17 protein-coding genes are annotated in these 12,530 nt (G+C 34.4%); 5 read left to right on the top strand and 12 right to left on the bottom strand.

Annotated elements, in window-relative coordinates; all coding sequences use genetic code 11:
- From CDH50_RS04595 to CDH50_RS04540, 12 genes are all read right to left on the bottom strand, one after another.
- Entirely contained in the window at positions 1 to 1,050 is a 1,050-nt protein-coding gene (locus CDH50_RS04595) for a DNA cytosine methyltransferase (RefSeq protein ID WP_100610742.1), read from the bottom strand.
- Positions 1,047 to 1,376: a helix-turn-helix domain-containing protein gene (locus CDH50_RS04590; RefSeq protein WP_157804940.1), complete on the bottom strand. Its 330-nt coding sequence runs from the start codon at positions 1,374 to 1,376 to the stop codon at positions 1,047 to 1,049. Before CDH50_RS04590 ends, CDH50_RS04595 begins: the two co-directional genes overlap by 4 nt.
- Before the next feature lie 68 nt (positions 1,377 to 1,444).
- Positions 1,445 to 1,897, bottom strand: coding sequence for a tRNA (cytidine(34)-2'-O)-methyltransferase (locus CDH50_RS04585; protein WP_100610740.1), 453 nt, complete (start codon positions 1,895 to 1,897; stop codon positions 1,445 to 1,447).
- On the bottom strand, positions 1,897 to 2,661 hold the full coding sequence (trpA, locus tag CDH50_RS04580; protein ID WP_100610739.1) for a tryptophan synthase subunit alpha: 765 nt from the start codon (positions 2,659 to 2,661) through the stop codon (positions 1,897 to 1,899). The genes CDH50_RS04585 and trpA overlap by 1 nt, the downstream gene beginning before the upstream one ends.
- Positions 2,662 to 2,744: 83 nt before the next feature.
- A complete protein-coding gene (gene trpB, locus CDH50_RS04575; protein WP_100610738.1) occupies positions 2,745 to 3,926 on the bottom strand; it encodes a tryptophan synthase subunit beta in 1,182 nt (393 codons plus the stop codon).
- Positions 3,927 to 3,993: 67 nt separating this feature from the next.
- Positions 3,994 to 4,635, bottom strand: a complete 642-nt coding sequence (locus tag CDH50_RS04570; RefSeq protein ID WP_100610737.1) for a phosphoribosylanthranilate isomerase — start codon at positions 4,633 to 4,635, stop codon at positions 3,994 to 3,996.
- 140 nt (positions 4,636 to 4,775) lie between these two features.
- A complete protein-coding gene (gene trpC, locus CDH50_RS04565; protein WP_100610736.1) occupies positions 4,776 to 5,561 on the bottom strand; it encodes an indole-3-glycerol phosphate synthase TrpC in 786 nt (261 codons plus the stop codon).
- Between the two features lie 107 nt (positions 5,562 to 5,668).
- The gene (gene trpD / locus CDH50_RS04560; protein ID WP_100610735.1) at positions 5,669 to 6,661 is read right to left on the bottom strand and encodes an anthranilate phosphoribosyltransferase; all 993 of its coding nucleotides are present in this window, start codon (positions 6,659 to 6,661) and stop codon (positions 5,669 to 5,671) included.
- A gap of 19 nt (positions 6,662 to 6,680) precedes the next feature.
- A complete protein-coding gene (locus CDH50_RS04555; RefSeq protein ID WP_100610734.1) occupies positions 6,681 to 7,037 on the bottom strand; it encodes a four helix bundle protein in 357 nt (118 codons plus the stop codon).
- Positions 7,038 to 7,096: 59 nt separating this feature from the next.
- Positions 7,097 to 7,660 (bottom strand): anthranilate synthase component II, encoded by a 564-nt coding sequence (locus tag CDH50_RS04550; RefSeq protein ID WP_100610733.1) that lies wholly within the window; start codon positions 7,658 to 7,660, stop codon positions 7,097 to 7,099.
- 3 nt (positions 7,661 to 7,663) lie between these two features.
- Positions 7,664 to 9,067 (bottom strand): anthranilate synthase component I family protein, encoded by a 1,404-nt coding sequence (locus CDH50_RS04545; RefSeq protein ID WP_100610732.1) that lies wholly within the window; start codon positions 9,065 to 9,067, stop codon positions 7,664 to 7,666.
- Positions 9,068 to 9,335: 268 nt separating this feature from the next.
- Positions 9,336 to 9,797, bottom strand: a complete 462-nt coding sequence (locus CDH50_RS04540; RefSeq protein WP_100610731.1) for a MarR family winged helix-turn-helix transcriptional regulator — start codon at positions 9,795 to 9,797, stop codon at positions 9,336 to 9,338.
- A 136-nt stretch (positions 9,798 to 9,933) separates the two neighbouring features.
- Here CDH50_RS04540 and CDH50_RS04535 point away from each other — a divergent pair, with 136 nt between their 5' ends.
- The 5 genes from CDH50_RS04535 (at position 9,934) to CDH50_RS04515 (ending at position 12,480) form a co-directional block, all read left to right on the top strand.
- Complete coding sequence (locus CDH50_RS04535) at positions 9,934 to 10,473, top strand: TlpA disulfide reductase family protein (protein WP_100610730.1); 540 nt, start codon at positions 9,934 to 9,936, stop codon at positions 10,471 to 10,473.
- Positions 10,474 to 10,480: 7 nt separating this feature from the next.
- Entirely contained in the window at positions 10,481 to 11,098 is a 618-nt protein-coding gene (locus CDH50_RS04530) for a thioredoxin family protein (RefSeq protein ID WP_100610729.1), read from the top strand.
- A gap of 107 nt (positions 11,099 to 11,205) precedes the next feature.
- Positions 11,206 to 11,526, top strand: a complete 321-nt coding sequence (locus CDH50_RS04525) for a rhodanese-like domain-containing protein (protein WP_100610728.1) — start codon at positions 11,206 to 11,208, stop codon at positions 11,524 to 11,526.
- Positions 11,527 to 11,536: 10 nt separating this feature from the next.
- The gene (locus tag CDH50_RS04520; protein WP_100610727.1) at positions 11,537 to 11,926 is read left to right on the top strand and encodes a rhodanese-like domain-containing protein; all 390 of its coding nucleotides are present in this window, start codon (positions 11,537 to 11,539) and stop codon (positions 11,924 to 11,926) included.
- Positions 11,927 to 12,153: 227 nt separating this feature from the next.
- Positions 12,154 to 12,480: a hypothetical protein gene (locus CDH50_RS04515; protein ID WP_100610726.1), complete on the top strand. Its 327-nt coding sequence runs from the start codon at positions 12,154 to 12,156 to the stop codon at positions 12,478 to 12,480.
- Positions 12,481 to 12,530: the final 50 nt, after the last annotated feature.

Raw genomic sequence — 12,530 nt, 5'->3', positions numbered from 1 at the left:
TTATAATAAAGTGTTTTCTAATTCCAATTTTTTCTTATTATTTTTTATGAATTTATTTTCGGCGTTTTCAATTTGAGATTTGATACTCAAAGCCATGTGTTTTGCAAGATTAACAGGAACTGCGTTCCCAATCATTTTGTAACCTGCTGCTATATGTTTATAGTGAAATGTAAAATTATCTGGAAACGTTTGGATTCTTGCACATTCTCTTACACTCAATCTTCTGTATAAATCTTCTTTGCCTTTTACAAATTCACGAACGTTTTGTTCTATAAACTTCATTTTTGGAGCTTGTGGATGAATGGGTGCATGACGACCGCCTGCTTGTATTGTAAACGATTGTTCGTCCCAAGCTCTCACACGATTTCTGGACATAAACATTGAAGAAAATCCTCCAATCATGTATTCATGATTTGAAATTTTGCAATTTTCTACGTTGGTTTTATTTCCTTCTTTTGCTGGTACAACACTATCTTTTAAGTCAAAAATAGCATCTTCAAGTGTGATTTTATCTTTTACTGGTTTAGGGAATTGGAATTTAAAATTCAAATCTTTACGAATTCCAACGAAAAAAATTCTCTTTCTATCTTGTGGTACATCAAAATCCGAAGCATTTAATAACTGAAAGGATAATTCATATCCAACACCTGCGTTTTTAAATAATTCCTTGATATTTGTTAATGCTTCGCTATGTCTGTTTAAAAGCATACCACTTACGTTTTCCGCAAGAAAAAACTTTGGTTGTTTGGCTTCTAAGATTCTAATAAAATCAAAAAATAACTGTCCTCGTTTGTCGTTTATCCCACGCAAAGAACCTGCTTCACTCCAACTTTGACAAGGTGGACCGCCTATGATTCCATCACATTCAGGAACTTCGTTAGATTTAATATCTATAATACTCCTTTTGTCCAAAGTTGTTTTAGAATGATTTCTTTCATAAGTTTCCCAAATTTCCTTGTCATATTCGTTTGCCCAAATCACATCAAAACCTGCTTTCTGGAATCCTAAATCTAATCCCCCTGCTCCTGCAAAAAATGATACTATTTTCATACTGTTTTTTCTGTTTGAAGGTTTTTATTTCGTATTCTGCGATATTCAGCTTTTTCTTCAGCTACTTTTAAAAGTTGTTTAGAACAATTCGTTTCGTAAATTTTTTTACCAAGCAGGTCGGTTATATATTCTTCTCTCAAATCTTTGATATTCAGACCAAATATTCTTGCCAATTTTGGAAGTCTTTTTTCATCAAAATCTCGAATTCCGTTCTCTATTTTGCTCAAATTTGCAGAATCTAAATTCAGTTTGGCCGCAAGTTGGGTGAGGGTTAAATCCTTTTCTGTTCGTAAATGTCGGATATATTCGCCAAATGTTGTTTTCATAAGACTTGTCATTTTTTGACAAATTTATAATATTTTGATCAATTTCAAAATTGTTTGACAGGAAAATTTTACCTCAATTGCCTCAACCCTTCATACACGACGATGCCAACGGCATTGGCTAAATTCAAGCTTCTTACGTGATGGCTATATAACGGAATTTTATAAAGGCTTTCAGCATGTTTTTCGGTGATGGTTTTTGGCAATCCTACAGACTCTTTTCCGAAAACTAAGAATAGATTGTCTTCAAAAGGGATGTCCCAATGGGTTTTATGGCCGTGACTCGACAAAAACACCATGTTTTTGTCTTTGTGGATGTTGAAAAAGTTGTCCACGCTTTCGTAATAAGTGATGGCGACGTGTTGCCAATAATCCAACCCAGCACGTTTTAACTTGGTATCGTCTATTTGAAATCCGAACGGTTTTACAAGGTGTAAATGAGAACCAGAAGCCAAGGCCAACCTGCCAATATTGCCGGTGTTGTTGGGGATTTCCGGTTCGATTAAAACAATGTTTAAAGGCATTAGTTTTTAATGGCTTTTACAAATTCATGAATGGCGTTTACGGAGGTATCACTTAAAAACTTTATAAACGCACTACCAATTATCGCCCCTTTGGCATATTCTGTAGCTTGTGTAAATGTTTTATTATCCGAAATGCCAAAACCAATAATCTGCGGATTTTTTAGATTCATATTTGCAATGCGTTTAAAATACGCTGTGTTTTCGTCTCCAAAACCAGACTGACTGCCCGTAACACTGGCACTGCTTACCATGTAAATAAAGCCGTTAGAGACGGAATCAATAAAATGAATGCGGTCATCGGAGGTTTGTGGCGTGATTAAAAACACATTGATTAAGCCGTATGTTTCAAACGTGGTTTTATAATCATCATGATACACATCTACAGGTAAATCGGGGATAATGAGTCCGTCAATACCAACTTCTTGACATTTTTTACAAAAGGCTTCCACACCGTATTGAAGTATGGGATTAAAATAGCCCATGATGATTAACGGAATGTTCACCGTTTTACGGATGTCTTTCAATTGATTGAAAAGTACTTCGGAAGTCATGCCGTTTTTTAAAGCTTGGGTGGAGCTCGCTTGAATGGTTGGGCCATCGGCCAATGGGTCGCTAAAAGGCAAGCCGATTTCAATCATATCAACGCCACTTTTTTCTAAATCCTGAATGATGGTTACGGTATCGTTCAAACTAGGATACCCCGCCGTAAAATATATGGATAGAAGTTTTTTGTCTTCTTGTAGTTTATTTTGAATTCGATTCATAATTATGAGGTTTTCGTCATTGCGGGGAACGAAGTGACGTGGCAATCTTTTTATGAGATTCCTTCACTACGTTCGGAATGACGTTACAGTTTAAAATATTTTATATAAGTATCTAAATCCTTATCCCCACGCCCCGATAAACTCACGACAATAACATCATCTGCTTTAAAGGTTTTTTGCTCAAAAATAGCAAGTGCATGAGAAGTTTCAATGGCAGGAATGATGCCCTCCAATTGGCATAGCTCTAATCCAGCGGTCATGGCTTCATCATCGGTGATGGCCATAAATTCGGCACGTCCCGTTTTTGCTAAATGCGCATGCATCGGGCCAACACCGGGATAGTCCAACCCAGCGGAAATAGAATAAGGTTCTGTAATTTGTCCGTCGACAGTTTGCATCAACAGTGTTTTACAACCATGAATGATGCCTTCTTTTCCTAAAACAGACGTGGCGGCACTTTCACCGGAATTCACCCCCAATCCAGCAGCCTCCACAGCGATAATCTTCACATCTGGTTCGTGTAAAAAATGGTAATACGTACCAGCAGCATTACTGCCACCGCCAATACAAGCGACCACGTAATTGGGGTTTTCCCTACCTTCCTGTTCTTTTAATTGCCATTTGATTTCTTCGGAAATAACCGATTGAAACCGTGTAACCATATCTGGATACGGATGTGGTCCAATAGCCGATCCAATGATATAATGCGTATTTACGGGATTGTTAATCCAATCGCGAATGGCCTCGTTGGTCGCATCTTTAAGCGTTCTGCTACCTGATAAGGCAGGCACTACTTTAGCACCTAACATTTTCATACGGGCCACGTTTGGAGCTTGACGGGCAATATCAATTTCGCCCATATACACAATACATTCCAATCCCATTAAAGCACAAACCGTCGCTGTGGCCACACCGTGTTGTCCCGCACCTGTTTCGGCAATAATTCTGGTTTTTCCAAGACGTTTTGCCATGAGAATCTGACCAATGGTGTTGTTGATTTTATGTGCGCCCGTATGGTTTAAATCTTCACGCTTTAAATAGATTTTGGTATTGTATTTTTTTGAAAGTCGTTTGGCAAAATAGAGTGGAGACGGACGACCCACATAATCTTTCAGCAATTGGTTGAATTCCTTTTTAAAGTCAGGTTCTGCCATCACTTCCAAATATTTTTGGCGTAATTCTTCTACATTGGGGTAGAGCATTTCTGGGATAAATGCCCCTCCAAATGTTCCATAATAGCCTTTTTGGTTTACGTTGTAATTCATATTATTTTAATTACCGTCATTGCGAAACTTTTGAAAAAGTTGTGGCAATCTGTTTCTTTTGATGGGATTACTTCGTCGTTTCTCTCCTCGTAATGACGTTATGTTTAAACTCTTTTAATTTCTCAATATCTTTTAATCCTGCTTCTATTTCAAATTTACTATTCACATCGATGGCATAACAATATTTTGATTCTGGCTTTTCTAGGAATGACAACAAACTTTCAACCTCATTTAAACCAATACCACCACTTAAAAAGAACGGTTTTGTTGAAGGATACTTATTTAAAATAGTCCAGTCAAACGTGTATCCGTTACCTCCTGGTAATTTGCCTTTTGTGTCAAATAAAAAGTAATCACAAACAGGTTCGTATGGTTTTAAATCATCAAAATTGAAATGCTTGTCTATTGAAAATGCTTTGATGATTTCAATATTATATGTTTTTAATTGTTTGCAATATTCAGGTGATTCATGCCCATGCAATTGAGCTGCATGCAAATGATAAAAGTTAATTTTATCAATAACGTCATGAAGTTCAGCATCCACAAAAACCCCTGTCTTTTTTATGGAATGTGGTATCTGGGGCATGTCGTTTTTACCGAAATTCCGAATGGATTTTTCGTGAAAAATAAAGCCAAGATAATCTGGTTGCAATGTTGCAACGTGTTCTATATTATCTTGGTATTTCATACCGCAAATTTTAAGCTTCATATTTTGTCATTGACTTTGTTGAATCTTCGATTTCCTGCTGAGGCAGGAATCTTTTTGTTTTTACCGTCATTGCGAAAAGCGTGAAGCAATCTGTTTCTTTTTGACAGGATTACTTCGTCGTTGCTCTCCTCGTAATGACGTTACTTGTTTAATTCATTTATAAATTGCCTAGCACTTTCCCCAGGATTATCCGTTTTCATAAAGTTCTCCCCAATTAAAAAGCCTTGGAACCCAAAAGGCTGTAATTCTTTAATGGCTTCAATGGTACTAATACCGCTTTCAGAGACTTTTACAAACTCATTTGGAATCATATTGCTTAGTGTTTTACTAATGTTTAAGCTGACTTCAAAAGTTTTTAAGTTTCTATTGTTTACGCCCAACATATCCAAACTTGGCATGATGGATTTATGTAATTCTTCTTCGTTATGGACTTCTAAAAGTACATCCAGTTGTAAACTCTTGGCAAACTCTGAATATTGTTTGATTTCCGTTCTCGTTAAAATCGCAGCTATCAACAAAATAACATCGGCACCATAGGCTTTGGCTTCCAATATTTGGTATTCGTCAATAATAAATTCCTTTCTTAACAAAGGTAGGTTACAACTAGCTCTGGCTAATAATAAATCGTCCAAAGCGCCACCAAAATATTTTAAATCGGTTAAAACGGACATCCCACATACACCAGCCTCTTCATATCCTCTTGCCACATCTTGTACGTTTAAATTCTGATTGATGGTCGATTTTGAAGGCGAGCGTCTTTTGTGCTCGGCAATAATGCCTGAGCTACTGTTTTTTAATTTATGGGCTAAAGACGTTGTTTTACGTTCAAATAAAACAGATTGTTCTAATTGGGAAACTGGAATTAACGATTTTTTTAAATCGACTTCGTTACGTTTATCAGCGACTATGTTATCTAATATATTCATTTTTCTTTTTTTCATTCGTCATTGCGAATCACATTTTTTTGTGTGATGTGGCAATCTTTTTATCAGGAAGAGATTACTTCGTCTTTTCTCTCCTCGTAATGACGTTTTTATTTACTCAATGCAATTAATGTCTCTAAACTTGTTTTGGCTTTCCCAGAAAATAAAGACTCTTTGGCCAGTTCAAATCCTTGTTTGTGACTGATTTGCTTTGCGGTCGCAATCGCTAAACCTGCGTTGGCACAAACCACATTGTTTTGTGCTTCGGTGCCTTTTCCTTGAATGACCTCCATAAAGATTTTAGCGGATGCCTCCACAGTATCTCCACCATAAATGGCCTCTTGTTTTATTTGCGAAAGTCCCAAATCTTCGGGTGAAAATAATAGTTCACTGTCGTTGGAAATCACTTTTGTTTTTCCTGTCAAAGATATTTCATCATAGCCATCTAAGGCATGCACAATGCTATAATTTTTATCGGTGTTCTGATATAAATAACCGTAAAGCCGAAGCAATTCTAAATTAAACACCCCAACCATTTGATTTTTTGGAAATGATGGATTTACCATGGGGCCCAAGATGTTGAAAAACGTTTTTACGCCCAATTCACGACGAATGGGAGCGACATGTTTCATGGCTGGATGAAATAAGGGTGCGTGCAACACGCAAATGCCTGCTTTGTCTATGGAGCGTTTTAAAAAATCCTCGTCATTCGAGAATTTAATGCCTAAAAACTCCATAACATTTGATGAGCCACAAGATGAAGACACACCATAATTACCGTGCTTAGCCACATGGACACCCGCACCAGCAGTGACAAATGAGGCCAATGTTGAAATGTTAAAGGTGTCTTTACCATCACCACCAGTACCGCATAAATCAATGGCATTAAAATCGTTTAAATGGATGGGGACACAAAGTTCCAACAGGGCATTTCTAAACCCTTTAAGTTCTTCAAGTGTAATGCTTCGTACCATAAAAATTGTCAGAAAGGAAGCAATTTGACTTTGGTTGTACATTTGGTTGGAAATGTTTACCAAAATCTGTTTTGCCTCTTCGCTTGCCAAGGTTTCGTGGTTTATGAGTCTGTTTAATATGTTTTTCATAGACTATAGACTTAAGATATTAGAAATTAGAAAATTTTTTAATTAAGGTGAAATTCATCTTTTGGATTTCAGTGATCAGATTAAAAATATCCTCTAATTCGTTTTCTTTTACATAACCGATTCTAATTGAAAGTGTTAATTGTGTTGCTAATTCATTAATGGAGCCATTGGCGATTCCCAGAAAGTTTCTAAATTCTTTATTTGAATTCCTTCCAGCACCTTCAGCAATGTTTGATGGGATGGAAATGACACTTCTTTGAATTTGGCTAATCAACCCATATTTTTCTTCTTTTGGATACGTAGTTGATAAAATATAAACTTTTTCAGCCAAGTCCATTGATTTTTGCCAAACCTTTAAATCCTTATAATTGTTCATAATCTCTTATCTTAAGTCTGTAATCTAAAATCTCTTGTCTATCGTCTATCATCTGTATTCTAGCTATCAATCCAGTTCTTCAATATTTGTTTTCCAAAAGGTGTCAATACAGATTCTGGATGGTATTGCACACCTCTCACATCATAGACTTTATGGCGTAAAGACATCACTTGACCGTTTGCATCAAAAGATGTAGCTTCCAAACTTTCAGGTAAATTGGCATCAACCACCCAAGAATGGTAGCGACCAACTTCAATTTCTTTTTCAAGGCCTTTAAATAACGATTCGTCATCTACCGTAATCGTGACTTTAGTGGCAACACCATGATACACCTCGTCTAAATTGATAAGCGTACCGCCAAAAACCTCTCCAATAGCTTGTTGACCCAAACAGACTCCTAGAATACTTTTAGTTGGCGCATATTTTTTAATGATAGGTTTTAATAAACCAGCTTCATCTGGAATGCCTGGGCCCGGTGATAATACGATTTTATCAAACGGCTCCACATCTTCTAAGGTTAATTTATCATTTCTTAATACGGTTACATCACAGTTTAAATCTTCTAAATAATGAACGAGATTATAAGTGAAACTGTCGTAATTATCTATAACTAGTATCTTCATTTTTTATATGTCTTCCGCTAATTTAATGGCTTTTGTTAATGCACCTAATTTATTATAAACTTCTTGTAATTCGTGTTCTGGATTTGATTTTGAAACCAAACCAGCACCCGCTTGCCAATGCAATTTATGGTCTTTACTTAAAAAAGTCCTAATCATAATAGCGTGGTTAAAATTGCCATCAAAATCCATAAAACCAATAGCGCCACCATAAAAACCGCGACTTGTTTTTTCGTATTGTTCAATCAGTTGCATGGCTCTGTGTTTTGGGGCACCACTGAGAGTTCCAGCAGGAAACGTGTCGGCAACGACTTGCATGGTCGGTGTTTCTTTATGCTTTTGTCCGGTCACTTTACTCACCAAATGGATGACATGTGAAAAAAACTGAACTTCACGATAGGTATTTACGGTTACTTGGCTACCATGTCTGCTTAAATCATTTCTTGCCAAATCTACCAGCATCACATGCTCGGCATTTTCTTTACTGTCGATTTTTAGAGCTTCAGCCAATTCGGCATCTTTTAAATCATCACCGGTGCGTTTAAAAGTTCCTGCAATGGGGTGGATTTCGGCTTTGCCATCACTTACAATCAGTTGGGCTTCAGGCGAACTTCCAAAGATTTTAAAATTACCATAGTCAAAATAAAATAGGTAAGGAGACGGATTGATACTTCTTAAAGCCCTGTAAACGTTAAATTCATCGCCTTTAAATTCCTGAGTGAAACTTTTTGATAATACCAATTGAAACACATCGCCACGCGCGCAATGTTTTTTTGCTAGTTCTACGTGTGATTTATAGTCTTCATCAGATAGGTTTGATTTGATGTCTCCTGATGCGGTAAACTTATAAGATGCAAAATTTTGAATATTTATTAAGGAATCAATGGCATCAATATTATTTTCTGTATTAAAGCAATGTGCAAAAATATAAGCCTCGTTTTTAAAGTGATTGATGGCAATAATATTTTGATAAACAGCATAATACATATCAGGAATGTTTATGGAGCCTTCTTTTATGCCAATCTCTATATCCTCAAAATATCTTACGGCATCATAAGCTGTGTAACCAAAAATGCCATTATGTATGAACTTAAAATCTTCCTCTTTATTTGTTTTGAAGCGTTTGGTGAAAAGATGGATTTCATTTGCCAAATTAATCGTTTTATCTATTGGTTTTGATGTGATACTTCGGTCAGGAAATGTTTCAGAAATAACATTATTCTCAACTTTTATAGATGCAATGGGATTAAAACATATATAGGAGAAGTTTTTTTGGCTCGCATGGTAGTCGCCACTTTCCAATAGAATGCTATTAGGGTATTTGTCCCTTATTTTATAGTAAACGGTAACTGGCGTAATGGTATCGGTTAATATTTTTTTGTGGTACGTATGTAAATTAAATGTCATCATAAATAGTTTCATAAAAAAAGGCCTGTCGTGAATGACAAGCCTTTTTGATATTTTGAGTTTTAAATATACTAGGTTTTACTTCACGAAATTTAAGTTTCTAAAGCTCCACCACCAAGTATTATTTAAAATTGTATTCATTAATATTGTTTTAACTGTGCCAAATATAGAAATGAAAATATAATTACACAATACTTTCACGTGTTTTTTTAAACAAAAAACTACCATAGGTCATATGGTAGTTTATGCTGATCATCAGGGATAGAGAGAGTTAGTTTGCTATTAATCTTACCTTGCCTAATAATCGAATGAATTCTTGTGTTTCTTCATCGGTTAGAGAACTGATGATTTTTTTCTCTGTGCTATCAATCAATGTGTCTATTACATCAAGGAGTTTTAATCCTTCTTGGGTAATAGTAATATCTATTTTTCTTCGATTGGTTTTGTTAACATTCTTTTTGACATATTTTTTTATGATAAGCTTATCAATCAACCTTGTGGTATTACTCATTTTGTTAATCATGAGTTCTTGTATAGTTTCTAAACTAATCGGTTTTTCATGCTGGCCACGTAAAATTCTAAGCACATTGAATTGCTGAATGGATATATCAAAAGGTTTAAGAACGTCGTTTAATATTTTATTTACAATGCCATAAGTATATAATAAATTTATTATGGCTTTTTTTGATAATGATAAATCTGAACTTATTTTTAAGATGGATTCAATATACATCTTTGACTGTTGTATATACAAATGTATGTAATTAGTTTTAAAAAATTTATATAATTATAAAATTTTGTTAAACAATCACAGACAAGTTTAGTATTATCTAAATTTATAGCTACGTATTTATTAAAAAAATAAATTAATGAAAATTATAAAGCTATTGGTATTTGCGCTTATTATTTTTTCTTGTAATGACAAAAAAACTAAGGATGCTTCAAATGTTGTTAAGACAGTAGAAAAAAACACAGTCGAAGATGCGAGAACAGATCTTGAAGTGTACGATTTTAATGGCTTTCAAAAGTTTTTACAGAAAAAAGATGGCAAGGTGTATGTTGTTAATTTTTGGGCGACTTGGTGTGCCCCTTGTGTTAAGGAAATGCCTTATTTTGAAAAATTGAATCAAGAATATAAAAGCAACAATGTTGAAGTGCTTTTTGTAAGCTTGGACTTTCCCCATTTATACGATTCTAAATTAAAACCTTTTATTAAAAACAAGAATATAAAATCTAAAGTAGTTGCATTGAATGATGTGGATATGAACACTTGGATTCCGAAAGTGGATGAAAATTGGTCAGGTTCCATTCCCGCGACCATCATTTACAAAAATGATACAAGCAAATTTTATGAGCAATCGTTTACCTACGAATCATTAGAAAGCGAATTAAAACAATTTTTAAAATAATCAATCTATGAAAACAATCAAAATTTTATCATTAGTAACGCTCGTGGTAGTTATGAGTGCTTTTACTGTTAATAAAATAGCAGTAGCTGACGGTTATAAAGTGGGCGATGTTGCCGAAGACTTTAAATTAATGAATGTTGATGGCAAAATGGTTTCTCTTTCCAATTATAAAGATGCCAAAGGCTTTATAGTTACTTTTACCTGTAACACCTGTCCGTATGCTGTAGGATATGAGGATAGAATCATTGCGCTTAATAATAAATATGCTTCATTAGGTTATCCAGTCATTGCCATTATGCCTAACAATCCAGATGTGCAACCCGGTGATAGTATGGAAGCCATGAAAAAAAGAGCAAAAGAAAAAGGGTTTACTTTCCCTTATTTAATGGACGATGGCCAAAATATTTACCCTAAATATGGAGCAACCAAAACGCCACATGTATTTATTTTACAAAAAACAGCTAAAGGACATATTGTAAAATATATTGGAGCCATTGATGACAATTATCAAGATGCTTCAGCAGTGAAAACCAAATATGTAGAGAATGCGGTAAATGCCTTACTCAAAGGAAATGAAGTTCCTGAGAAAGAAACTAAGGCTATTGGATGTACCATTAAAGTTTAGTTTGTCAAAAAAGCATAGAAAAAATCTGAAGTTTATAATACTTCGGATTTTTTTTCGTTCATATTCAAATTAGAAATATTAAGTTTGTAATTATTTAATTTTAGTTTATGATAGAAGATTTATCCCAGGAGGATTGGGCTGAACAATTGGCGAGTGATGACAATGCTGTAGTACTTGATGTTAGAACTGATGCCGAAGTTGCAGAAGGAATCATACCTAATTCAATTCATATAGATTTTTATAAAGGACAAGATTTTATAAATGAAGTGGAGGCTTTAGATAAAAGCAAAAATTATTATGTGTATTGCAGGTCTGGTAACAGAAGCGGACAAACTTGCCAAATTATGGAGGAATTAGGATTTAAAAATGCCTATAACCTTGAAGGAGGTATGTTGCAATGGACTGGTGATATTGTTGATATAGACTAACCCAAATAAAATGAAGAAATTACCATTATTATGTTTATTGTTTCTTATAACTTTTTCGAGTTGTAAACAAGTAGAAGATCCAAAAATTACGGTTGTCACTCCAGAAGAAATGCAAACGTTTTTGGAAGCGGATAATGTTCAATTGATAGATGTAAGAACTCAAGAAGAATATAATAAAGGCCATATTGAGGGTGCTCAAAATATCAATTTTTTTTCGCCTACATTTTTTGATGATATTAGTAAATTGGATAAAGATAAACCAGTGTATCTTTATTGTAATTCGGGTAAAAGAAGTGCCAAATGTGCCGAAAAAATGATTGAAATAGGTTTCATTAAAATTTATGATTTAGAAGGTGGTTTTTCAAAATGGAAACACGAAGGTTTAGATATCAAAAACTAAGTGCACCTCTTATAATAATTAAGTGACAAACACCTTAGTCTCAAATTTAACTAGATATCTTTTTCTTTCTTTGGATTATTAGAGGTTTATTATTCGTTTTTTTTATTTTATCTTTTTTTTAAGCGGTTTGGCTTGTTATTTTTTTATATATAACCTTTTTATTTACTTTTAGTTTCTAATTGTTTTTTTATTAATAAAAAAACTAATATTTTTAATTTTAAGCATTTATGGAACACGGTTTTTTGATTTTAGCAATATTGGCTTTACTGTTTATAAGCATGTATGGGTATTCTTATATACCTGTAATTTTGGAAAAGAGAAAAGAAAAGCAATTAAAAATGGAACAAGAAGAGCTTGAAGAAGCAAGGAAAAAACAAAATTTGGTAAAGCAAGAACTTAGAGATGAAAAGTTGAACAAGTCTTTAAAAAGAAGTGCAGAAATTAGAATGGAATTGCAACGATTAGAGCAAATAAAGAAAAATGGAACAGGCCTTTTTCAAGAAGAATTAAACCAGATGAAAGTTGATAAAATGAAAAAGCAACAAGCAGGATAAAACATAATACACATAAAAAATAGCCCCTAGAAAATTTAATTCTCTAGGGG

This window comes from Confluentibacter lentus (genome assembly GCF_002806995.1).
GTDB classification, from domain to species: Bacteria; Bacteroidota; Bacteroidia; order Flavobacteriales; family Flavobacteriaceae; genus Confluentibacter; species Confluentibacter lentus.
The sequence above is the reverse complement of the archived record's forward strand: the minus strand, read 5'-3'. Positions and strand labels throughout refer to the sequence as shown.